The sequence below is a fragment of the Pseudomonas sp. 10S4 genome, assembly GCF_034344865.1.
GTDB lineage: Bacteria > Pseudomonadota > Gammaproteobacteria > Pseudomonadales > Pseudomonadaceae > Aquipseudomonas.
In genome coordinates this window covers 4,022,263-4,044,497 of sequence record NZ_CP133774.1, presented here as the reverse complement: position 1 = coordinate 4,044,497, position 22,235 = coordinate 4,022,263, and the positions used below count along the sequence as shown (strand labels likewise).

The following is a 22,235-nucleotide window of genomic DNA, read 5'->3' as shown; positions in this document are numbered from 1 at the left end:
AGAACTGAACATGCCAGCAGCAAATGCCGCAAGCCCTTGGTACAAGCATCTTTGGCCGTGGATCATCATCGGGATTCTGACTTGCTCGGTGACCCTGACACTGTCCATGGTGACCATTGCGGTCAAGAACCCGGACAACCTGGTCAATGACAACTACTACGAGGCCGGCAAAGGCATCAACCGTTCCCTGGACCGTGAGTTGCTGGCCCAGACCCTGCTAATGCACGCCAACGTCCACCTGGATGAGGTGACCGGCGAAGTCGACCTGCGCCTGACCGGCAACAGCCAGCCAAAGACCGTTGAGCTGAACCTGATCTCGCCGACCCAGCCGGAGAAGGATCGTAAGATCACCCTGACCCGCAGCGAAACCGAACAGGGCCGCTACATCGGCCAGATGAGCGACAAGGTCGATGGCCGCCGTTTCGTTGAATTGCTGGGCGTGCAGGACGACAAGACCTGGCGCATGTTCGAGGAAGAACAGATCAGCCCCGACAAGAACCTGCTGCTGGGCGATGAGCCGCTGCAAGGTGCTGAAGACCTGAAGTAGTAAAAAGCCTGCGCTTCGCGCATTCGCGAGCAAGCCCGCTCCCACATTAGATCGCGGTCCACTGTGGGAGCGGGCTTGCTCGCGAAGAGGCCCTCTCAGACAACATAAATTCCCGAACAGAATCGCGGTACCTGTGAACCCCTGATGACCACCCCAACCCCTTGCTACCACTGCGCCCTGCCCGTCCCGGCCGGGGGCCGCTTCACCGCCGTCGTCCTCGGTGAAACCCGCGAGCTCTGCTGCCCGGGTTGCCAGGCCGTGGCTGAAGCCATTGTGGCGGGTGGCCTGGAAAGTTATTACCAGCACCGCAGCGAAGCCTCGGCCAACCCGCAAACCTTGCCGGTGCAATTGGTCGACGAACTGGCGCTGTACGACCGCGCCGACGTCCAGCAACCCTTCGTTCGTCACGAAGGCGAACTCGCTGAAACCACGCTGCTGATGGAAGGCATCAGTTGCGCCGCCTGCGGCTGGCTGATCGAGAAACACCTGCGCAGCTTGCCGGCCGTGGCCGAAGCGCGACTGAACCTGTCGAACCATCGCCTGTTCGTGCGTTGGGCCGACGCCCAACTGCCGCTAAGCCACGTGCTTAGCGAATTGCGCCACATCGGTTACGCCGCGCACCCTTATCAGGCCGACCGCGCCAGCGAACAACTGGCCAGCGAAAATCGCCTGGCCCTGCGCCAACTCGGCGTCGCCGGATTGCTGTGGTTTCAGGCGATGATGGCGACCATGGCCACCTGGCCCGAATTCAATATCGACCTCAGCCCGGAGCTGCACACCATCCTGCGCTGGGTCGCGCTGTTCCTGACCACGCCGATCGTGTTTTACAGCTGCGCACCCTTCTTCAAGGGCGCCATACGCGACCTGCGCACCCGGCACCTGACCATGGATGTGTCGGTCTCGCTGGCGATTGGCAGCGCTTACCTCGCCGGGATCTGGACCTCGATCACCGGAGTCGGCGAACTGTATTTCGATGCGGTCGGGATGTTCGCGCTGTTCCTGCTGGCCGGACGTTACCTGGAACGCCGCGCCCGGGAACGCACCGCTGCTGCCACCGCTCAACTTGTGAATCTATTGCCCGCCTCGTGCCTGCGCCTGAGTGCCGACGGCCAGAGCGAGCGAATCCTGCTCAGTGAATTGCGCGTCGGCGATCAGGTGCTGGTGCATCCCGGCGCCATTCTCCCGGCCGACGGCAAGATTCTCGATGGCCAGTCGAGCATTGACGAATCGTTGCTCACCGGTGAATACCTGCCGCAACCGCGCACTCTTGGCGATGCGGTCACGGCCGGCACCTTGAACGTTGAAGGTGCGCTGACCGTGGAGGTGCTGGCGCTGGGTCATGACACGCGACTGTCGGCCATCGTCCGTCTGTTGGAACGCGCACAGGCCGAAAAACCGCGCCTGGCGGAAATCGCCGACCGCGCCGCCCAATGGTTTCTGCTGCTGTCGTTGATTGCTGCCGCTGCCATCGGCCTGTTGTGGTGGGAACTGGATTCATCGCGAGCGTTCTGGATTGTGCTGGCGATGCTCGTCGCGACCTGCCCGTGCGCCTTGTCCCTGGCCACGCCGACCGCCCTGACCGCCGCCACCGGCACGTTGCACAAACTCGGCCTACTACTAACTCGCGGCCATGTCCTGGAAGGACTGAACCAGATCGACACGGTGATTTTCGACAAGACCGGTACGCTGACGGAAGGCCGGCTGGCGCTGCGCTCGATTCGCCCACTCGGTTCGCTCAACAGTGATCAATGCCTGAGCCTCGCGGCAGCGCTGGAAAACCGCTCCGAACACCCGATCGCCCGTGCGTTTGGCCGTGCACCGTTGGCCGCCGAAGAAGTCCTCAGTACGCCGGGGCTAGGGCTTGAAGGCTTGGTCGGTTTACAACGCTTGCGCATCGGCCAACCGGGTTTTGTCTGCGAACTCAGTGGTGCCACCGTGCCGCTGATGCCGGATGAAGCCGGCCAATGGCTGCTGCTCGGTGACAGTTTTGGGCCGCTGGCGTGGTTTGTCCTCGACGACCGCTTGCGCGCCGATGCCCCGGCGCTGCTTGCCGCGTGCAAGGCTCGCGGCTGGCGCACGCTGTTGTTGTCGGGCGACAGCTCACCGATGGTCGCCAGCGTCGCCGCCGAATTGGGCATCGACGAGGCCCGTGGCGGCTTGCGGCCCGATGACAAGTTGCAAGTGCTGCAACAACTGCACAAGGAAGGTCGTAAGGTGTTGATGCTCGGCGACGGGGTCAACGACGTACCGGTGCTGGCCGCCGCCGATATCAGCGTGGCCATGGGTTCGGCCACCGATCTGGCGAAAACCAGCGCCGACGCGGTGTTGCTGTCCAACCGCCTCGACGCCTTGGTACAAGCCTTCAGCCTGGCGCGGCGCACCCGTCGGGTAATCATCGAGAACCTGCTGTGGGCCGGACTGTACAATGGCCTCATGCTGCCGTTCGCCGCCCTCGGCTGGATCACTCCGGTGTGGGCCGCGATTGGCATGTCGATCAGTTCGTTGACCGTGGTACTCAATGCCCTGCGCCTGACTCGCATGCCGAGCACGCCAAAGGCCCGCACCACGCCAGAAACCCGTCCGCTGCCGGCCTGAGCCGCGCGGGCATGGAGTCTTCCAATGCCAGCTCTTTACGTGATGATCCCGGCCGCGCTGCTGATCGTGGCCATCGCCGTCTACATCTTCTTCTGGGCGGTCGACAGCGGTCAGTACGACGACCTCGACGGCCCGGCCCACAGCATTCTGTTCGACGACCAGGACCCGGCTCACAAAGCAGCGGTCGACGAGGCCAGCGGTCATCCGGCCAAACCGGAAGACAAGGCGCCACCCCATGCTTGAGCTGGCGCCGCTGCTGGTGTCGGCGCTGATCCTCGGCCTGCTCGGCGTCGGGCCATTGCCTGGGCATGTGCGGCGGCTTGATGGGTGCGCTGACGCTGGCGATTCCCAAGGAACAACGCAGCCGTCGCTTCCGCTTGCTGCTGGCTTACAACCTGGGGCGAATTCTCAGCTACGCCACGGCCGGCCTGCTGATCGGCCTGGCTGGCTGGGCGGTGGCCAACAGCCCGGCGGCGATGTTCATGCGGATCATCGCCGGGCTGCTGCTGATCAGCATGGGCCTGTACCTGGCCGGTTGGTGGAGCGGCCTGACCCGCATCGAAAGCCTCGGTCGCGGCCTGTGGCGGCATATCCAGCCGATTGCCAACAAATTGCTGCCGGTGTCGAGCCTGCCCCGCGCCTTGCTGCTGGGCGCACTCTGGGGCTGGCTGCCGTGCGGGCTGGTTTACAGCACGTTGCTGTGGGCGGCGAGTCAGGGCAATGCGCTGGACAGTGCGTTGTTGATGCTGGCGTTCGGGCTGGGGACATGGCCGGTTTTGTTGGCCACGGGCCTGGCGGCGGAACGGGTCACGGCACTGTTGCGCAAGCGTAGCGTGCGGATGAGTGGCGGGTTGTTGGTGATTCTGTTCGGGATCTGGACATTGCCGGGGCCGCATCAGCATTGGTTCATGGGGCACTGACCCTGTGGCGAGGGAGCTTGCTCCCGCTGGGCTGCGAAGCGGCCCCAAAAGATGGGACTGCTACGCAGTCCAGCGGAAGCAAGCTCCCTCGCCACAAAAACCGATCAAAGCCACCAACCACCGTTGATGCAAATCAAGATGCCCCAACGCCGCACCCCATAGACTTGCTCACACTGCAAGCCTATCCGGGGGAATGCCCGCATGCTCGACGCCATTCGTTGGGACACCGATCTGATTCGCCGTTACGACCTGTCGGGGCCGCGCTACACCTCGTACCCGACCGCCGTTCAATTCAACAGCCAGGTCGGCACCTTCGACCTGTTTCATGCCCTGCGCGACAGCCGTAAAGCGCTGCGCCCGCTGTCGTTGTATGTGCATGTGCCGTTCTGCGCGAACATCTGCTACTACTGCGCCTGCAACAAAGTCATCACCAAGGACCGTGGCCGCGCACTCCCCTACTTGCAGCGCCTGGAGCAGGAGATCCAATTGATCGCCTGTCACCTGGACCCGGCACAGAAAGTCGAGCAATTGCATTTCGGCGGCGGCACCCCGACCTTTCTCAGCCACGACGAACTGCGCCAGTTGATGGCTCAGTTGCGCAAGCATTTCAACTTGCTGGATGACGATTCCGGTGACTACGGCATTGAAATCGATCCACGCGAAGCCGACTGGTCGACCATGGGCCTGCTGCGTGAACTGGGCTTTAATAGGGTCAGCATCGGCCTCCAAGACCTGGACCCGGCGGTGCAACGTGCGGTCAATCGCCTGCAAAGCCTGGAAGAAACCCGTGCCGTGATCGACGCCGCGCGAACCTTGCAGTTTCGCTCGATCAATATCGATCTGATCTACGGTTTGCCGCGCCAGACGCCGGAGAACTTCGCCCGCACCGTTGACGAGGTCATCGCCTTGCAGCCGGACCGGCTCTCGGTGTTCAACTACGCGCACCTGCCGGAACGCTTCCTGCCGCAACGGCGGATCAACAGCAATGAACTGCCGACGCCGGCGCAGAAACTGGAGATGCTCCAGGGCACCATTGAACAACTGACCAAGGCCGGCTATCGCTACATCGGTATGGACCACTTTGCCCTGCCGGATGATGAACTGGCCATCGCCCAGGAAGAATCGACCCTGCAACGCAACTTCCAGGGCTACACCACCCACGGTCACTGCGACTTGATTGGGCTCGGGGTCTCGGCCATCAGCCAGATCGGCGACCTGTACTGCCAGAACACCAGCGATCTGAACCTGTACCAGAACACCCTGGCCTCAGCCCAACTGGCCACCAACCGTGGCCTGTTGTGCAACGCCGACGACCGCTTGCGACGGGCAGTGATTCAGCAACTGATTTGCAGCTTCACATTGGATTTCGCCGGGATCGAACAAGCATTCAACATCGATTTCCGAGGCTACTTCAGCGAACTCTGGCCGCAGCTGGAGGCGATGGCCAATGACGGCTTGATCGAATTGGACAGCGAGCGAATCACAGTACTGCCGGCCGGACGACTGCTGGTGCGCTCGGTATGCATGGTGTTCGATGCCTACCTGGAGCAGCAAAATCGCCAGCGGTTTTCCCGGGTGATTTAGGACTTCATGAGCAGCGACGCCGCCTTGAGGATTTGCTCCGGCGTCAGGCCCGCCTGCTTCATGGCTTTACTGAGCGCGGTATTGGCGGTGATCAGGCCACCGTTGAGGTTGTTGATAAACGCTTGCAAGGCGCCGAGTTTGGCCTTGATTTCTTCCGGACTGAGACGTTTATCTCGCATCACGGCCTGCATTTCGGCCATTTTTTCGGCGATCTGCTGCTGCAACTTGCGAATCATTTTCAGGACTTGCTGAATGTTTTCCGGCAAACCGCTTTCTTCGATGTCGCTGTTTTCGCCCTTGGCCCCGGCAGCTTTTTCGATGCCGGCACCGGACAGCGACACTTTGATGCCTTGGACCACGGCCGGGGTATCGGTGCTTGGCAAGGTGATGTCCGAGTCATCGACCGTCGGTATTTTCGAGGTATCGATCAACGACGACAAGCCGCTGTTACCGGGATTCAACGTGCCAATGGCGGACATGAATGCAGCTCCTTGCAAGCGATCAGTAGACAGGTTATCGGCCGTCCGGCCGCTGGCTTTACGCGCCTGCGGCAAAATCGCCGTGTGCTGGCCTGAATGTCCTCCCGTGAGTTACCCTTACGGCTTATGTGTGTTTTTCCCACAAGGATTAAAGAAATGTCTGAGCCAGTAAAAGTGCGCGCTCACAGCCAGGCCCATTGCAAGGATTGCAGCCTGGCCCCCTCTGCTTGCCACTTTCTTTGAATCTGGAAGACATGGATTCGCTGGACGAGATCGTTAAACGTGGTCGCCCGCTGAAAAAAGGCGAGTTTCTGTTCCGCCAGGGCGACACGTTCGATTCCGTTTATGCAGTTCGCTCCGGCGCCCTGAAGACATTCAGCCTCAGCGATGGCGGCGAAGAGCAGCTCACTGGTTTCCACTTGCCGAGCGAATTGGTCGGACTGTCGGGCATGGACACTGAAAAGCACCCTGTTTCGGCCCAAGCGCTGGAAACAACCTCGGTCTGCGAAATCCCGTTCGAGCGTCTCGATGAACTGGCCCTGCAACTGCCGCAGTTGCGTCGTCAGTTGATGCGGGTGATGAGCCGCGAGATTCGCGACGATCAGCAAATGATGTTGCTGCTGTCTAAGAAAACCGCCGACGAGCGCATCGCCACGTTCCTGGTCAACCTGTCCGCTCGCTTCCGCGCGCGCGGTTTCTCGGCCAACCAGTTCCGCCTGAGCATGTCGCGCAACGAAATCGGCAACTACTTGGGCCTGGCGGTGGAAACCGTGTCCCGGGTGTTCACCCGCTTCCAGCAAAACGAACTGATCGCCGCGGAGGGTAAGGAAATCCATATTCTCGACCCGATCCAGCTGTGCGCCCTGGCAGGCGGTTCTCTCGACTGACAGACACAATTGCGGCTGAGCGAAACGGTTCAGCCGCCGTTATACTGCGTCGTTTGCAGCCTGCCAGGACACCTCGACGATGGTCTTCGACTCCTTCGACATCAAATCCCTGATCCGCCCCGTGATCGACTTCCCCAAGCCCGGCGTGATCTTTCGCGACATCACCCCGCTGTTTCAATCGCCCACGGCCCTGCGCCTGGTGATGGACAGCTTCGCTCACCGTTACGTCGAGGCCGACTTCACCCACATCGGCGCGCTGGATGCCCGCGGCTTCCTGATTGGCTCGGTATTGGCCTACCAGTTGAACAAGCCGCTGGTGCTGTTTCGCAAGCAAGGCAAACTGCCGGCGGACGTGCTGGCCGAGGGTTACGCGACCGAGTACGGCGAAGCGTTCCTGGAAGTGCACGCCGACAGCCTGTGCGAAGGCGATTCGGTAGTGATGTTCGATGACCTGATTGCGACCGGTGGCACCTTGATTGCGGCGGCGAACCTGATTCGACGCATGGGTGCGCGAGTGCATGAAGCGGCGGCGATTATTGATTTGCCGGAGCTGGGTGGCTCGCAGCGGTTGGAAGATATGGGGATTCCGACGTTTTGCCTGACGCAGTTTGCGTTGAGCGATAAGTAAAGATCAAAAGATCGCAGCCTTCGGCAGCTCCTACAGATGTACGCATTCCAATGTAGGCGCTGCCGAAGGCTCGGGCCGCGTTCGGACGATCTTTTGCATTTACAGCCCCATCTGCTTGCTGATGATCTCGTTCATCACTTCCCGCGTCCCGCCGCCAATCGACAGTATCCGGTTATCCCGATACAACCGCTCCACCAGACTCTCGCGCATATAACCCATACCACCCAGAATCTGCACCGCATCCGTGGTAATGCGATCCGCCGTGTCGGTCGCAAAATTCTTGGCCATGGAAATCTCCTTGATCACGCTCTGCCCCGCCGCCATTTTCGCCGCTTGTCGGTAGGTGAACTCCCGTGACACTTCCAGCGCCGTGGCCATTTCCGCGAGGCGATGCTTGAGCACCTGGAATTTGCCGATCGGTTTGCCAAAGGCCTCACGCTGACGCGCCCATTTCAGGCTTTCTTCGAGCGCAAGTTGCGCGGTCATGTTGGCCATCAACGCCAGGGCCAGGCGTTCGCTCTGGAAGTTACCCATGATGCAGGCAAAGCCCATGTTTTCGGCGCCAATCAGATTGCCCACGGGCACCCGGCAATCGTCGAAGAACAACTCGGCGGTGTCCGACGCCCACCAACCCATTTTCTTCAACTGCCGGCCGACGGTGAAACCGGGCGTGCCCTTCTCGATCAATAACAGGCTGATGCCACCGAAACCCGGCGCGCCGGTGCGCACCGCCACGGTGTAGAAGTCCGCACGAATGCCGCTGGTGATAAAAGTTTTACTGCCGCTGACCCGGTAGACGTCACCGTCACGCACGGCGCGGGTTTGCAGGTTGGCTACATCGGAGCCGCCGCTGGGTTCGGTGATGGCCAGGGCGCTTATTTTTTCGCCGGATAGCACTTGCGGCACCACCCGATCACGAACTTCGGGCCTAGCCCACTTGAGGATTGGCGGCAGGCCGATGTCCAGCGAACCGAGGCCGGCCACCAACCCGCCGGAGCCGCAACGCATCAACTCTTCGCTGGCGGCAACCTTGGCGAACAGATCACCTTCATGACTGCCGCCGAGGACTTCGGGATAACCGATACCGAGAATGCCCGCCGCACCGGCCTTGAGGTAGAGCTCGCGAGGAAAGCTTTCGGCTTCTTCCCACTGATCAATGTCCGGCAGGATCTCGCGCTCGACGAAACGCCTGACGCTGTCACGGACCAATTGGTGGCTGGGATCGAAGTATTCCTGAAAGGCAGGCATCGGCGAACTCCACTGAAGGGTTCAACGACGTTAACCGAGCGCTTGCTTGGTTTTCAACCGGATTGTGTGAATCAGATGGACCGAGGCGCCTGCATCGCGAGCTTGCTCGCGATGGCGTTAGCGGCAACACCAAAAATCACAAGGCAATCGGCTTACGCCCGGCAAACGAATGCGCCAATGTCCCGCCATCCACCAATTCCAGCTCGCCACCCAACGGCACGCCATGGGCGATTCGCGAGGCGATCAAGCCTTTGTTGCTGAGCAACTGGGCGATGTAATGCGCTGTAGCCTCACCTTCCACCGTCGGGTTGGTGGCCAGGATGACCTCGGCAAAGGTGCCCGCCTCTTCAATCCGCGCCAGCAATTGCGGAATACCGATGGCCTCTGGCCCGAGCCCGTCGAGCGGCGACAGATGGCCCTTGAGCACGAAGTAGCGACCGCGGAACCCGGTCTGCTCAACCGCATAGACGTCCATCGGCCCTTCCACCACGCACAGCAAGGTATCGTCGCGTCGGGTGTCGGCGCATTGCGGGCAGAGGTCGTCTTCGGTCAGCGTGCGGCACAAGCGGCAGTGACCGACCCCTTCCATGGCCTGGCTCAGGGCCAGCGCCAGCCGCGAGCCACCACTGCGATCGCGCTCAAGCAGTTGCAACGCCATGCGTTGGGCGGTTTTCTGACCCACGCCCGGCAACGTTCGCAGGGCATCGATCAGTTGGCGAATCAGAGGGCTGAAGCTCATGGGGAAAAGTCCGACAAAACAACGAGACGCGGTTTATACCCGCGCCTCTGGTCAGCGTCAAATACTCAGTCCTGGGCGACCCGCACCACCAGTTTGCCGAAGTTGCGCCCTTCCAGCAGACCGATGAACGCCTCGGGCGCCTGCTCCAGGCCCTCGACGATGTCCTCGCGGAACTTCACCTTGCCCTCACGCACCCACGGCACCATGGCACTGACGAATTCCGGCTGTCGATCAGCGTAGTCATCGAACACGATAAAGCCCTGCATGCGTACGCGCTTGGTTAGCAGGGTTCGCTGAAATTGCGGCAGACGATCCGGCCCACTTGGGGCTTCATGGGCGTTGTAACCGGCAATCAGGCCACAGAGCGGAATCCGCGCCTTGGTATTGAGCAACGGCATGATCGCATCGAAGACCTTGCCACCGACGTTCTCGTAGTAGATGTCGACGCCCTTAGGGCACGCCAGCGCCAGGTCATTGGCAAAGTCCGGGCTCTTGTGATCGATGCAGGCGTCGAAACCCAGCTCCTCGACCACGTAGCGGCACTTGTCGGCACCACCGGCCACACCGACCACCCGCAGGCCTTTGATCTTCGCCACCTGGCCAACCACCGATCCCACCGCACCGGAAGCCGCAGCCACCACCAGGGTTTCGCCGGCCTTGGGCTGGCCAATGTCTATCAGGCCCATGTACGCCGTCATGCCCGGCATCCCTAGCACACCCAACGCCATCGACGGGCTCGGCAGCCCGGATGGAATAGGAATGATGTTGCGACCATCGCTGATGCTGTGGCTCTGCCAGCCCGTGGATCCGACCACTAGATCACCTTCCTGAAACTTCGGATTCAGCGAGCGCTCGACGCGGCTGACAGCGCCACCGGTCATCACCTCGTCGATTTCTACAGGCGCAGCGTAGGACGGCGCGTCACTCATGCGACCGCGCATGTAGGGATCGAGGGACAAGTAGAGAGTCTTGAGTAGAACCTGGCCGTCTGCCAGGTCCGGCAGCGCTACACGCTCCAGACGAAAATTCTCCGGCTTCGGCGCGCCCACCGGACGGGACACCAAGACGATACGTTGGTTGAGGGTCAATGCTTGTGGCATGTGAGCGTCTCCTTGATCGATGAATTCAGCGGTATAGGGTGCAGACCTTTGCGGGGGTGGGGCGTTCGATGTTTCTGCCTTTCATTGTGGCGAGGGAGCTTGCTCCCGTTCGACTGCGAGGCAGTCGCTAAGCCTTACAGCCAGGATGCACCTGATACACCACTGTGGCAGGTTTTGGGAGCGCTTCGCACTCCAACGGGGGCAAGCCCCCTCGCCACAAAAGCAGGCCAACCTCATCTGGCAGAAACAAAAATGCCAGGCGCGCTGCCTGGCATTTTTTTGTAGCCCATCCAACGCGCCTTGGCGAATCAGAATGGCAGTTTCATACCCGGCGGCAGTTGCATGCCAGCGGTCACGCTGCCCATTTTGTCCTGGCTGTTGGCTTCGATCTTGCGCACGGCATCGTTGACGGCGGCGGCGAACACGGCCTCCAGCATCTCTTTGTCGTCTTCGCTCAGGCCTTCTACCAGGCTTGGGTCGATGGTCACGCGCTTGACGTCGTGACGACCGGTCATCACCACGGTGACCATATCGCCACCCGCCTTACCGGTGACTTCGGCGTTGGCCAGTTCTTCCTGCATCTTGGCCATTTTTTCCTGCATCTGCTGCGCCTGCTTCATCAGGCCGGCCATGCCACCTTTCATCATGGTAATCACCTCAAAGTACTTGGATAAAAACGGCGCCCGGTAAATATAGCCGAACGCCTTCAGTTATTTGCCCTGACTGACCAGGGCGTCGACAGGTTCAATAGTATCGTTACGGACCACCGCACCGAACTGCTGCATCATTTGCTGGATGAACGGATCACCGTGGATCGATTCCTCCGCCTCGCGCTGACGGTTCACTCGGCGCCGGGACGCAGCCTGGGCCGGGGTTTCCTGCTCAGGCTTGATCAGTTCCATGGTCAGCGTCAGCGTGCGGCCGTGAAACTGGTTCAAGGCATCGTTCAAGCGACGTTGTTGAGTCGCGTTGAACAAGGCGCTGTGGGCCGGGTCCAGGTGCAACAGCCAGTTGTCGCCATCGACGGCGATCAACGTGCAGTTGGCGGCGATGCTGCCGGTCATGCCGGAGATCGGCAGTTTCGGGAACAGTTCCAGCCATTGCAGCGCCAAACCGGTGGCCGGCATTGCAGCCGGTTCAGGCTCGGGTTCTGGCGTCGGCTCGGCGGTGTGTTCGCTGGCCAGTTCATCGAGATAGCTGTAGGCCGAGTCGATGTCCGGCTCGATGTAGTCCTCGTCCAGCGGCGGCTCGTCATCCAGGTCGATACCCGGCGTGGCAGCATCGACGTCGGCCACGGACGGTTCCGGGATGGGCGCGGCGGCCCATTCCGGCGCATCCGGCACCACGCTGTCAGGCGTAGGCATTGGCATCGGCGGCAAATCGGGTTGCTCGCTGGCGGTTTCCAGCACGGGCTCGACGGCCGGCTGCTGGATGACTTCGGGCTCTACCGGGTCATTCCACGGCAGGTCGACGACTTCTTCGACGACGACCGTTTCAACGACAGGCTCGGGCACGATCACTGGCGTAACAGGTTCGGGTTCCGGCGCTGGCGCAGGCTCAACAACGGCCGCCACTGGCGCCGTCACAACCGGTGCAACTGCCGCTGGGACTACCGGCGCAACGTTAGGCGCGACAGCCACTGAGTTTGCGGAATCAACTGTGGCCTGGCTGATCCCCACTGGCTTTAGCGGTTGCCTCGGAGCGTCCGCCGTGTCTGCGGGTCTGAACGCCAGCATGCGCAGCAGGACCATTTCGAAGCCGCCACGCGGGTCGGGTGCCAGCGGCAAGTCGCGGCGCCCGATCAAGCCCATCTGGTAATAAAACTGTACGTCTTCGGCCGGCAATGCCTGAGCCAGTGCGAGCACCCGGTCACGGTCGCCGTGGCCGTTGTCGACGCCTTCAGGCAAGGCCTGGGCGATGGCGACCCGGTGCAGCACGTTGAGAATTTCCGAGAGCACGCCGTTCCAGTCCGGGCCTTGCTCGGCCAGATGACGAACGGCTTCGAGCAACGCTTTGGCGTCGCCTTCGATCAGCGAATGCAGGACATCAAACACCTGACCATGATCGAGCGTACCGAGCATCGCCCGTACGTCGGCGGCCATGACCTTGCCTTCACCGAAGGCGATGGCCTGGTCGGTCAGGCTCATGGCGTCACGCATCGAACCGTCAGCGGCACGACCCAGCAACCACAGCGCATCGTCTTCGAACGGCACTTGCTCGACACCCAGCACGTGGGTCAAATGCTCGACCACTCGCTCAGGCGTCATGTTCTTCAGGGAGAACTGCAAGCAACGCGAAAGAATCGTTGCCGGGAGTTTCTGCGGATCGGTGGTCGCCAGGATGAACTTGACGTAGGGCGGCGGCTCTTCGAGGGTTTTCAACAGCGCATTGAAGGAATGGCTGGAGAGCATGTGCACTTCGTCGATCAGGTAGACCTTGAAGCGCCCACGGCTCGGGGCGTATTGCACATTGTCGAGCAGTTCGCGGGTGTCCTCGACCTTGGTCCGGCTCGCGGCGTCGATCTCGATCAGGTCGACGAAGCGACCTTCATCGATCTCGCGACACACCGAGCACTCGCCGCAAGGCGTCGACGTGATGCCGGTTTCACAGTTCAGGCATTTGGCAATGATTCGTGCGATGGTGGTCTTGCCGACACCGCGCGTCCCGGTAAACAGGTAGGCGTGGTGCAGCCGCTGGCTGTCCAAGGCATTGATCAGAGCCTTGAGCACATGGGTCTGGCCGACCATTTCGCGGAACGAGCGCGGACGCCATTTACGTGCAAGAACCTGATAACTCATCGAAAACCATCGCCACTGGGAAGCAGAAGCGGCTAATGCTAGCGGAGCAGGCCTGAAATTGCATCCGGTGTGCTCGTCTAATCTGGCTAAGCTGCATTTTGGGGGCTATTTCTCGGCTCAAGGTTCATCAGTACCGGAGCGTTTATGCGGTTGGCCTTGGGGGCTTTGTTATTCTTCTGCCTGAACGTCGCCACCGCCGACACGCCGGTGCGCTTTGTCATGGCCGACAGTTGGGCCATGCCGATGGTGCAACTGGAGCAGGGCCGACCGACCCAGGGCATCCTTTACGACATTCTGCTCAGCCTCGCGACCCAGGTCGGCGTGCCGGCCGAGTTTCATGTGTTGCCTCGGGCGCGGGTGCAAAACGCCATGGAACACGGCGAAGTCGATGTGCGCTGCTATGCCGCACAATCGTGGCTGCCGAATCAGTCCGGGGACTACATCTGGAGCATTCCGCTGTTTCTGCAGCGCGACCTGCTGGTCAGCCGAAAAGGCCCACCCACGTCAGTGCTTCCCGCAGATTTGCAGCACGAGGCTATCGGCACCGTGCTTGGCTACATCTATCCCACACTGCAACCGCTGTTCGATGCAGGTCAGTTGCAACGCGAAGACGCGCGCAATCAGGAACAAGTGCTGGATAAGCTGCTGGCCGGGCGCTATCGCTACGCCGTCAGCAATCAATGGACCCTGGACTGGTTCAACCAGCGCCTGCTACCCGACCAGCAATTGCAAGCCGTGGCGGTGTTGCAGGAGCAGAATGTCGGCTGCTACGTGCGCAACGACCCGAACGTGCCGGTGCAGCGCATTTTGCGCACGTTGTTGCGGATGAAAATGTCGGGGGAGATTGACGACATAATCGGGCTTTATATTGGGGCGGAGCCGACGACACCCTAAGCAATCTCTCTGATCAACACCGGATCAATGTGGGAGCGGGCTTGCTCGCGAAAGCGGTTTGTCAGTCACACTCATGTTGAATGTACTGACGCTTTCGCGAGCAAGCTCGCTCCCACAGGGGATTAGTGGTGAATACAAGACTTCAGCCAACCTGATCCAGCACCTGCCACTGCGCCGGCGCAACAAACCCGGCAACCCAGCCCGGCACCTCGGCGGGCGGCATCGGCCGGGCGATGAAATAGCCTTGCGCAACCTCGCAGCCCAGCCGCAGCAGCAACTGACCGTGTTCGATACTCTCCAGCCCCTCGGCGATCACCTGCCGGCCAAACGCCCGGGCGAGGCCGATCACCGCGGTGGTCAGCGCCAGGTCGTCATGATCGTGAAGAATGTCGCGCACAAAGGATTTATCAATCTTGATGGTTTGCGTGCGCAAGCGCTTGAGGTAGCTCAGGGACGAGTAACCGGTGCCGAAATCCCCCAATGAAAACTGCACCCCGAGCGCCTGGCAGGCCTGCAAACAAGCGCTGACATGCTGGATGTTCTCGACCGCCACCGACTCGACGATTTCCAGGTCCAGCAGTTGCGGTGAGACCTGGGCATGCCGTGCCAGCACTAGCCTGAGGCGCTCGACGAAATCCGCCCGCTGAAAATGTCGCGCCGCAATATTGATGCTGATCGGCCAGCCCTGCCCCGCTTGCTGCCAGCGCTGCAATTGCGCCAGGACCTGATCCATCACCCACTCACCGATGTCGATGATCAGATCGGTCTCCTCCACCAGCGGCAAAAACTCTCGCGGCAGCACCAAACCGTTTTGTGGATGCTCCCAACGCAACAACGCCTCGAAACCGACGACCTCGCCACGGCGCATGTTCACCTTCGGTTGAAAATGCAGGCGCAACTCGCCGGCGGCCAGGGCCTGGCGCACACGCTCGACCGTTTGATGGGTGGCTTTGACTTCCTGGTCCCGGGTGACGTCGAACACGTGAAAGCGATTGCGCCCGCGCTGCTTGGCCACGTACATGGCCTGATCGGCGTGACGCAACAGGGTTTCGGCGTCTTCGTTGTCATCGGGAAACAGCGTCACGCCAATGCTGGCGAACACATTAATGTCCTTGGCGTGCAGCGAATACGGCGCCGAAATCGTTCCCAGCACCCGATTCAGCGCCGCGCGCAGCTCCGGTAGATCACGCACGTAACGCAGCACCAGCACGAACTCATCGCCGGCCAACCGTGCCACCACATCTTCGCCCCGCACGATTGCGCGTAAACGCTTCGCCACTTCCACCAGCAACAAATCGCCACTGGCATGCCCGTAGCCATCGTTGACGGCTTTGAAGCCATCGAGGTCAAGCATGCACACCGCCAGCGGGATGTTTTCCTTGCGGGAGAACTCCAGCGCCTGATCCAGCAGGTCCGAGAGAAACGCGCGATTGGGCAGGCCCGTCAGCACGTCATGCCCGACCCGCCATTGCAGTGAATGCAACAGTTGGCGTTTTTCGCTGATATCGAAACGAATCGACAAATAGCGGTGAACCCGCCCGGTGGCGTCATCGAGCACCGGCACCATGGTGCTGTCGACCCAGTACAGGCTGCCATCCTTGGCGCGATTGCAGATCTCGCCCTTCCAGACGTTGCCCAGGGCGATGGTGCGCCACAGGGTGGCGAAGAATTCGGCGGAGTGCAGGCCGGAGTTGAGCAGGCGATGGTTCTGCCCAATCAGTTCCGCGCGGCTATAGCCGGAGATCGCGCAGAACTGCTCATTGACGTAAGTGATCCGGCCGCTGAGGTCAGTCTCGGAAAATATGGCGGCGGCATCCACGGCCCTGCGGTAATTCTCATCCATGAGTCAGGCTCACTGTCGCTAGCGGTGGTACCGCTCGACCAGCACACAATGCCCGGAAGAGATGTTTTGAGACGGACTGCGCAGAGACACGAGATCACTCCATGGACAGCTTTGATGGCCCCGGGACAGCCGAAGATCAACTAGGCTCAAAGGCCTCGGCGAAAGTGGAAACAGCAATCCAGGTCACATTTTGCAAGGCATTGAGCAGCTCTTAGAGCGCTCCGCACACCCGGCAATGGAACGCAATGCTGGCTGTTTTATATCGCCTCAACTTCTGAAAGCAGGTCACCAAATGCCCCCTATGAGCGGAGATTCTACGAAATACATCACATTTTGCAAGGAAAGGTGATGGATCATGCGGTTGCCTAATGCAAAAATCTATCGTTAAGTTCTTGATTCTAAATGGGAATTGAGCGATGCAAATTTCAAGTTTGGGTCCGGCCATCCGACGCTATCGCAAGGTCGCGGGGCTTACTCAGGCTGAACTCGGCGAAAAAACCGGTTTTGACCCCAAAACCATCAGCCGCTTCGAAACCGGTACCTATACCCCCAGCGTGGAAGCATTGTTTCTGCTTGCCGATGTGCTGGGCATAAAGCTGAAAGCGTTTTTCGCAGATTTGGGCGATGAAGACGAACAGCGGGCGTACCTGTTCAGCGTCATACACAAAGCCACCTCAAAGGATCTGGGAAAGCTGATTGCTGCGGTTGACCAGGCCTTGTCCAAGCCTTAGTGCCAGTAATGAAAAAGGCAGATTTGTCGATGTCGATAAATCTGCCTTTTGCGTTTACTGGCGCCTGAAAAACCGCCTGCCTTGAGCGTTGAAGAACGTGCATCGATAGTGGCCATCCGATATTCTCCGCGCGAAATTAATTCAAAATGTAAGGGAATACGATGAAACACCTTCGCCCGATCCTCATGGCAGCGCTGTTGTGCGCACTGCACAATCCCGCGCAAGCGGCCAGCAACACCCCGGCGGCACCCACCGAAGCGGCCGAGGTGCAGCAAACGCCGGAGCAGTTTCTCGCCACCCTGAAACAACAGCACGGCACCATCACCCTGCCCTCCGGCATTGCAACGATGAAACTCAACGACGAGTTTTACTACCTCGACCCGAAAGACACCGAACGCCTGCTGACCGAGGGCTGGGGCAACCCGCCCGGCAACAAGACCCTGGGCATGATCATCCCAAAAGCCGTGAATCCACTGACCGCCAGCGGCTGGGGCGTGATCGTCAGCTACAAGGACGACGGGCATATTTCCGATGAAGATGCGGCAAAAATCGACTATGCCGACCTGCTCAAGCAAATGCAGGAAGAGGACGAGGAAGACAACAAGGCACGCCAGAAGGAAGGCTATGCTGGTCTGCACCTGCTGGGCTGGGCCGAGCAACCGCACTATGACGAAACCAGCCACAAAATGTATTGGGCCCGGGAACTGAAATCCGATGACGCCGAGGGCAGCACCCTGAACTACAGCATTCGCGTGCTGGGCCGCAAAGGTGTCCTGGAATTGAATGCCGTCGCCGCCATGGCGGACCTGCCGACCATCAAGCAAGAACTGCCTAAAGTCATCGCCTTCACCAACTTCACCGACGGCAACCTCTACACCGACTACAGCCCTGGCACCGATAAACTGGCGTCTTATGGCCTGGCAGCACTGGTAGGCGGCGGTTTGGCAGCGAAGGCAGGATTGTTTGCCAAGGTCGGTATCTTCCTGCTGGCAGCGAAGAAGTTCCTGGTCGTGGGGCTGCTCGTGATTGCAGGTTTTGTACGCAAGCTGTTCAGCCGCAAGTCTTCTTAAGACTATTGGCCTTCTGCGCTGCCGGGTGACGCTGGCAACGCAGGAGAAGCAAACGCCAGGCACGACAAAACCGCTACATGACAGCGCAGCAGATGAACAAAAAATAAGGTTTTTAAAACGAGTGATATCGGAAGGTATTGCGCGCGCAAGCCTTGAATCGGAGGACTTGGCGTTATGGAGGCAACCCCATCAGCCACACCCCGGCACACAATGTTCCCGCTGTGGCTGCTTCCTTCCGGATCTGACCAGGTTCACGGGTAATCGTTGCGGGGGGACCGATGGGGTCACCATAACGACGTTCACCTCACGGCGAACGGCGCCATTGTACCTATCTGAGACGAAGTTACAACCGTTCGGGAGGATTAAAAAATATGAGCAGCGTCAAGGACATGCAGCGACCCAAAAAGATCGCACGTGTAGGAGCTGCCGAAGGCTGCGATCTTTTGATCCTATTGCGCCAACACCTCATCCGCCCTGCCGCCCTCCTGCTGGATCACCAGGTGGATGAAGTGCAGCTTGGCGATCACCGCTGACGGCAGCGCGAACGGATAGAAATCCGGCTGCCCCATGCTCCGAGACAATTCGTTGAGCATGCCAGCCAACTCGATCCACGCATTGACGAACGACAGGAACGCCGTGCCGCCAGGATGCTGCGGGTCGTAGAGGGTGCTGGACGGGAATGGCTGGTAATCGAAGTCGATTTCCCGGGCACTCATGCCAAAGCCCAGGGCGGTGTCGACGGCGTCCATCATGTGCAGGTAGTGCGCCCAGGTTTCGGCCCAGTCTTCCCACGGATGCATCGTCGCGTAGGCGCTGACGTAATGTTGCTCCCAGTCCAGCGGCGCACCTTGCTGGTAATGCCGCTCAAGGGATTCGGCGTAGCTCGCTCGATCGTCGCCGAACAAGCCACGAAACGGTTCCAGCCAATGGCTGTTGGCGATCAGTCGATCCCAGTAGTAATGGCCGACCTCATGACGGAAGTGCCCGAGCAACGTGCGATACGGCTCGTGCATCTGCACCCGAACCTGTTCGCGGTGAGCATCATCGGCTTCTTTGATATCGAGGGTAATCAAGCCGTTGGCGTGCCCCGTCGTCGGCAGCTTGCCTTCGAGGTTGATGCCGATGAAGTCAAAGGCCAGGCCGGTTTCTTCATCCACGGTTTTCGGGATGACCTGCAACCCGAGGCTGACCAGTTGCGCAACCAATCGGCGCTTGGCCGTTTCGACCTTACACCAGCGCTCAGGGTTTTCGGCAATCGATAGATCAGGGATGGTGTGATTCAGACTACAGGCGATGCACAACGCATCGTGATCGTTGGCTGGGAGCAGCCAGTTACACGCGGCCGGGGAATCGAGATTGGCGCAGCGGCGCAATACACCGGCCTCGGGATCAGCATCAAGCAGCCAAGTGTCCGCTTGCGGGCCGGGTTGCAGCGACGACAAGCGACTCTGCTCCGGCTGATAGCCCAGCGCCGCCGAACAGGCCAGGCACTGACTGTTGCGAAAGAACAGCGACTGTCCGCAGCGGCAATGCCAGACCTTGCTGTTGCGCGAACTCTCGCTGATGAAAGGCGCGGCGATGCGGGAACTGAGCTGTTCGAAGAAACGGTACATGGCGAACTCTCCCTGAGGGGTGCCAAGACTAGATCATTTCGGCTAGCCGATCGTTCCCATAATTGTGGCGAGGGGGCTTGCCTGTGGCGAGGGAGCTTGCTCCCGTTCGACTGCGCAGCAGGCGCAAATGCCAAGGGGACCGCTTCGCGCTCCAACGGGGCAAGCCCCCTCGCCACAGGTCCGCTTTAGACAGAGATATTGTGTTCCTTCAGGAATACCACAAACGCCTCTTCATCCAGCACCTTCAACCCCAGCTCATTGGCCTTGGCCAACTTGGAGCCCGCCCCCGGGCCAGCCACTACGCAATGAGTCTTGGCCGACACCGAACCCGCCACTTTGGCGCCGAGGCTCTCAAGCTTCTCCTTAGCCACATCGCGACTCATCAACTCAAGCGAACCAGTCAACACCCAGGTCTGCCCGGCCAGCGGCAAGCCTTCGACGACTTTCTTCTCGCTCTGCCAGTGCATGCCGAAATCACGCAACTGTTTCTCGGCCGCCTCGGCAATCTGGCGATTTTCTTCGACAGCGAAAAACTCGCGAACCGAATTCGCCTGTTTCTCCGGCAATGCCTGGCGCATGTCCAGCCAGTCGGCGCCAAACACGCCTTCCAGTGAACCAAACTTGTCCGCCAGTTTCTGCGCACCGCCCGGCCCCACCGAAGGGATGTGCAACTTATCGAGGAAGCCGCCGAGCGTGGTGCTCGCAGAAAACTCCGCGCCCAATTCGCCCTGATCCTGAATCTGCAAACCGTGCTTGAGCAGCTCGGCAATCACCTGCTGGTTATGCGCATCTTCAAAGAAGCTGTGAATCTCGTAAGCCACTTCCAGCCCAACATCCGGCAAGTACGTCAACACTTGCGGCAACGCCTGCTGAACCCGCTCCAGCGAACCCAGAGAACGCGCCAGCACCTTGGCCGTCTCTTCGCCGACATCGGGAATCCCGAGGGCGTAAATGAAGCGCGCCAGGCTCTGCTGCTTGCTGTCTTCGATGGCGCTGAGCAGCTTCTTGCTCGACAGCTCGGCAAAGCCTTCCAGGTCGACAATGTCTTCGAACTTCAGCGCATACAGATCGGCCGGCGAACCCACCAGGCCTTCATCCACCAGTTGCTCGACGCTCTTGTCGCCCAGGCCTTCGATGTCCATGGCACGACGGGAGACGAAGTGGATGATCGCTTGCTTCAACTGCGCACCACAGGCCAGACGACCGACGCAGCGATACACCGCGCCTTCGCTGACGGTCTCGCGACCTTTGCTGCGCTTGACCAATTGCGTGCGCTCGACATGAGAGCCGCACACCGGGCATTGCTCGGGAATCTGCACCGGCCGTGCGTCTTCTGGACGACGCTCAAGGACAACTTGCACCACTTGCGGGATCACATCGCCAGCGCGGCGGATGATCACCGTGTCGCCGATCATCAAACCCAGTCGCGCCACTTCGTCCATGTTGTGCAGCGTCGCGTTGGCCACCGTCACGCCAGCGACCTTGACCGGTTTCAAGCGAGCGACCGGCGTCACCGCGCCGGTGCGGCCGACCTGGAACTCCACGTCGAGCAATTCGGTGAGCTCTTCCATCGCCGGAAATTTGTGCGCAATCGCCCAACGCGGTTCGCGTGCACGGAAACCCAATTCACGTTGCGAAGCAATGCTGTTGACCTTGAACACCACGCCATCGATTTCATAGGCCAGACCGTTGCGGCGCTCACCGATGTCGCGGTAGTAATCCAGGCATTCATCGATGCCATGGGCCAGTTTCAGCTCATGACTGATCGGCATGCCCCAGACCTGCAATTGCTTGAGATTGCCGATATGCGTGTCGGCAATGTCGGCCGAAATCTGGCCGATGCCGTAGCAGCAGAATTCCAGTGGACGGTTGGCGGTGATCTTCGAATCCAGCTGGCGCAAACTGCCGGCCGCCGCATTACGCGGATTGGCGAAGGTCTTGCCGCCGACTTCCAGTTGCGTGGCGTTGAGCCGTTCGAAACCGGCCTTGGACATGAACACTTCGCCGCGCACTTCAAGCGTCGCCGGCCAGCCAGTGCCGTGCAACTTGAGCGGGATGTTGCGCACGGTGCGTACGTTGACGCTGATATCTTCGCCGGTGGTGCCGTCACCGCGAGTCGCGCCGCGTACCAGTACGCCGTCCTGATACAACAGGCTGACCGCCAGGCCATCGAGTTTCGGTTCGCAGCTGTATTCCACCGCCGCGCCGCCACCGAACAGGTCGCCGGCCGGCAGGTCGAGGCCTTCGGTCACCCGACGATCAAACTCGCGCATGTCGGTTTCTTCGAAGGCGTTGCCGAGGCTGAGCATCGGCACTTCGTGGCGCACCTGGGTGAACGCCGACAGCGCCGCGCTGCCGACGCGCTGGGTCGGCGAGTCGCTGGTGATCAGTTCGGGATTGGCCGCTTCGAGGGCCTTGAGCTCATGGAACAACCGGTCGTACTCGGCGTCCGGAATGCTCGGCTCGTCCATCACGTGATAGCGATAGTTGTGCTGATCCAGCTCAGCGCGCAGCTCTAGAATGCGGTTTTTGACGGCGGTCATGGGTGTTCTCTCATAA

General features: G+C 60.4%; 17 protein-coding genes, 1 other RNA gene and 2 pseudogenes. 10 read left to right on the top strand and 10 right to left on the bottom strand.

What is annotated here, in order from left to right; translation table 11 throughout:
• The first annotated feature begins 10 nt into the window (after positions 1–10).
• From RHM58_RS18865 to hemN, 5 genes and pseudogenes are all read left to right on the top strand, one after another.
• Positions 11–547, top strand: coding sequence for a FixH family protein (locus tag RHM58_RS18865; RefSeq protein ID WP_201255905.1), 537 nt, complete (start codon positions 11–13; stop codon positions 545–547).
• Between the two features lie 144 nt (positions 548–691).
• The gene (locus tag RHM58_RS18860; RefSeq protein ID WP_322267864.1) at positions 692–3,142 is read left to right on the top strand and encodes a heavy metal translocating P-type ATPase; all 2,451 of its coding nucleotides are present in this window, start codon (positions 692–694) and stop codon (positions 3,140–3,142) included.
• 24 nt (positions 3,143–3,166) lie between these two features.
• Positions 3,167–3,385, top strand: coding sequence for a cbb3-type cytochrome oxidase assembly protein CcoS (gene ccoS / locus RHM58_RS18855; RefSeq protein WP_201202146.1), 219 nt, complete (start codon positions 3,167–3,169; stop codon positions 3,383–3,385).
• A pseudogene (locus tag RHM58_RS18850) lies at positions 3,378–4,062 on the top strand (sulfite exporter TauE/SafE family protein). Before ccoS ends, RHM58_RS18850 begins: the two are co-directional and overlap by 8 nt.
• Before the next feature lie 201 nt (positions 4,063–4,263).
• A complete protein-coding gene (hemN, locus tag RHM58_RS18845) occupies positions 4,264–5,646 on the top strand; it encodes an oxygen-independent coproporphyrinogen III oxidase (protein WP_322267863.1) in 1,383 nt (460 codons plus the stop codon).
• Here hemN and RHM58_RS18840 read toward each other — a convergent pair.
• A complete protein-coding gene (locus tag RHM58_RS18840) occupies positions 5,643–6,125 on the bottom strand; it encodes a hypothetical protein (protein WP_322267862.1) in 483 nt (160 codons plus the stop codon). The genes hemN and RHM58_RS18840 overlap by 4 nt on opposite strands.
• A gap of 156 nt (positions 6,126–6,281) precedes the next feature.
• Here RHM58_RS18840 and fnr point away from each other — a divergent pair.
• Together fnr and RHM58_RS18830 are read left to right on the top strand one after the other, a co-directional pair.
• A pseudogene (gene fnr, locus RHM58_RS18835) lies at positions 6,282–7,012 on the top strand (fumarate/nitrate reduction transcriptional regulator Fnr).
• 79 nt (positions 7,013–7,091) lie between these two features.
• Positions 7,092–7,640: an adenine phosphoribosyltransferase gene (locus RHM58_RS18830; protein WP_322267861.1), complete on the top strand. Its 549-nt coding sequence runs from the start codon at positions 7,092–7,094 to the stop codon at positions 7,638–7,640.
• Positions 7,641–7,739: 99 nt separating this feature from the next.
• Here the strand turns inward: RHM58_RS18830 and RHM58_RS18825 are convergent, their stop codons facing one another.
• The 5 genes from RHM58_RS18825 to dnaX all read right to left on the bottom strand — a co-directional run bounded on the left by RHM58_RS18825 (position 7,740) and on the right by dnaX (position 13,525).
• A complete protein-coding gene (locus tag RHM58_RS18825) occupies positions 7,740–8,888 on the bottom strand; it encodes an acyl-CoA dehydrogenase family protein (protein ID WP_201202137.1) in 1,149 nt (382 codons plus the stop codon).
• A 136-nt stretch (positions 8,889–9,024) separates the two neighbouring features.
• Positions 9,025–9,627, bottom strand: a complete 603-nt coding sequence (gene recR / locus RHM58_RS18820) for a recombination mediator RecR (RefSeq protein WP_201202136.1) — start codon at positions 9,625–9,627, stop codon at positions 9,025–9,027.
• A gap of 65 nt (positions 9,628–9,692) precedes the next feature.
• The gene (locus RHM58_RS18815; protein WP_201202135.1) at positions 9,693–10,727 is read right to left on the bottom strand and encodes an NADP-dependent oxidoreductase; all 1,035 of its coding nucleotides are present in this window, start codon (positions 10,725–10,727) and stop codon (positions 9,693–9,695) included.
• Positions 10,728–11,035: 308 nt separating this feature from the next.
• Positions 11,036–11,374 (bottom strand): YbaB/EbfC family nucleoid-associated protein, encoded by a 339-nt coding sequence (locus tag RHM58_RS18810; protein WP_123403312.1) that lies wholly within the window; start codon positions 11,372–11,374, stop codon positions 11,036–11,038.
• A 63-nt stretch (positions 11,375–11,437) separates the two neighbouring features.
• Positions 11,438–13,525: a DNA polymerase III subunit gamma/tau gene (gene dnaX, locus RHM58_RS18805; RefSeq protein WP_201202134.1), complete on the bottom strand. Its 2,088-nt coding sequence runs from the start codon at positions 13,523–13,525 to the stop codon at positions 11,438–11,440.
• Positions 13,526–13,669: 144 nt separating this feature from the next.
• Between dnaX and RHM58_RS18800 the strand changes: the two genes are divergently transcribed.
• On the top strand, positions 13,670–14,419 hold the full coding sequence (locus tag RHM58_RS18800) for a substrate-binding periplasmic protein (RefSeq protein ID WP_201255908.1): 750 nt from the start codon (positions 13,670–13,672) through the stop codon (positions 14,417–14,419).
• Positions 14,420–14,561: 142 nt separating this feature from the next.
• Here RHM58_RS18800 and RHM58_RS18795 read toward each other — a convergent pair whose 3' ends face one another.
• Entirely contained in the window at positions 14,562–16,262 is a 1,701-nt protein-coding gene (locus tag RHM58_RS18795; protein ID WP_201255909.1) for a putative bifunctional diguanylate cyclase/phosphodiesterase, read from the bottom strand.
• A 416-nt stretch (positions 16,263–16,678) separates the two neighbouring features.
• Here RHM58_RS18795 and RHM58_RS18790 point away from each other — a divergent pair, with 416 nt between their 5' ends.
• Positions 16,679–16,993 carry a helix-turn-helix domain-containing protein gene (locus RHM58_RS18790; protein WP_322267860.1) on the top strand — a complete coding sequence of 105 codons (315 nt, stop codon included), beginning with the start codon at positions 16,679–16,681 and terminating at the stop codon, positions 16,991–16,993.
• A gap of 161 nt (positions 16,994–17,154) precedes the next feature.
• Complete coding sequence (locus RHM58_RS18785) at positions 17,155–18,063, top strand: DUF2167 domain-containing protein (RefSeq protein WP_322267859.1); 909 nt, start codon at positions 17,155–17,157, stop codon at positions 18,061–18,063.
• 184 nt (positions 18,064–18,247) lie between these two features.
• Here RHM58_RS18785 and ffs read toward each other — a convergent pair.
• From ffs to ligA, 3 genes are all read right to left on the bottom strand, one after another.
• An RNA gene (ffs, locus tag RHM58_RS18780) (signal recognition particle sRNA small type) lies at positions 18,248–18,344 on the bottom strand.
• A gap of 168 nt (positions 18,345–18,512) precedes the next feature.
• The gene (locus RHM58_RS18775) at positions 18,513–19,676 is read right to left on the bottom strand and encodes a zinc-binding metallopeptidase family protein (RefSeq protein ID WP_322267858.1); all 1,164 of its coding nucleotides are present in this window, start codon (positions 19,674–19,676) and stop codon (positions 18,513–18,515) included.
• Between the two features lie 185 nt (positions 19,677–19,861).
• Positions 19,862–22,219 carry an NAD-dependent DNA ligase LigA gene (ligA, locus tag RHM58_RS18770; protein WP_322267857.1) on the bottom strand — a complete coding sequence of 786 codons (2,358 nt, stop codon included), beginning with the start codon at positions 22,217–22,219 and terminating at the stop codon, positions 19,862–19,864.
• Between the last annotated feature and the right edge of the window lie 16 nt (positions 22,220–22,235).

Coding starts and splice junctions, on each gene's coding strand:
- RHM58_RS18865 (WP_201255905.1), top strand. CDS start 11: ATGCCAGCAGCAAATGCCGCAAGCCCTTGGTACAAGCATCTTTGGCCG.
- RHM58_RS18860 (WP_322267864.1), top strand. CDS start 692: ATGACCACCCCAACCCCTTGCTACCACTGCGCCCTGCCCGTCCCGGCC.
- ccoS (WP_201202146.1), top strand. CDS start 3,167: ATGCCAGCTCTTTACGTGATGATCCCGGCCGCGCTGCTGATCGTGGCC.
- hemN (WP_322267863.1), top strand. CDS start 4,264: ATGCTCGACGCCATTCGTTGGGACACCGATCTGATTCGCCGTTACGAC.
- RHM58_RS18840 (WP_322267862.1), bottom strand. CDS start 6,125: ATGTCCGCCATTGGCACGTTGAATCCCGGTAACAGCGGCTTGTCGTCG.
- RHM58_RS18830 (WP_322267861.1), top strand. CDS start 7,092: ATGGTCTTCGACTCCTTCGACATCAAATCCCTGATCCGCCCCGTGATC.
- RHM58_RS18825 (WP_201202137.1), bottom strand. CDS start 8,888: ATGCCTGCCTTTCAGGAATACTTCGATCCCAGCCACCAATTGGTCCGT.
- recR (WP_201202136.1), bottom strand. CDS start 9,627: ATGAGCTTCAGCCCTCTGATTCGCCAACTGATCGATGCCCTGCGAACG.
- RHM58_RS18815 (WP_201202135.1), bottom strand. CDS start 10,727: ATGCCACAAGCATTGACCCTCAACCAACGTATCGTCTTGGTGTCCCGT.
- RHM58_RS18810 (WP_123403312.1), bottom strand. CDS start 11,374: ATGATGAAAGGTGGCATGGCCGGCCTGATGAAGCAGGCGCAGCAGATG.
- dnaX (WP_201202134.1), bottom strand. CDS start 13,525: ATGAGTTATCAGGTTCTTGCACGTAAATGGCGTCCGCGCTCGTTCCGC.
- RHM58_RS18800 (WP_201255908.1), top strand. CDS start 13,670: ATGCGGTTGGCCTTGGGGGCTTTGTTATTCTTCTGCCTGAACGTCGCC.
- RHM58_RS18795 (WP_201255909.1), bottom strand. CDS start 16,262: ATGGATGAGAATTACCGCAGGGCCGTGGATGCCGCCGCCATATTTTCC.
- RHM58_RS18790 (WP_322267860.1), top strand. CDS start 16,679: ATGCAAATTTCAAGTTTGGGTCCGGCCATCCGACGCTATCGCAAGGTC.
- RHM58_RS18785 (WP_322267859.1), top strand. CDS start 17,155: ATGAAACACCTTCGCCCGATCCTCATGGCAGCGCTGTTGTGCGCACTG.
- RHM58_RS18775 (WP_322267858.1), bottom strand. CDS start 19,676: ATGTACCGTTTCTTCGAACAGCTCAGTTCCCGCATCGCCGCGCCTTTC.
- ligA (WP_322267857.1), bottom strand. CDS start 22,219: ATGACCGCCGTCAAAAACCGCATTCTAGAGCTGCGCGCTGAGCTGGAT.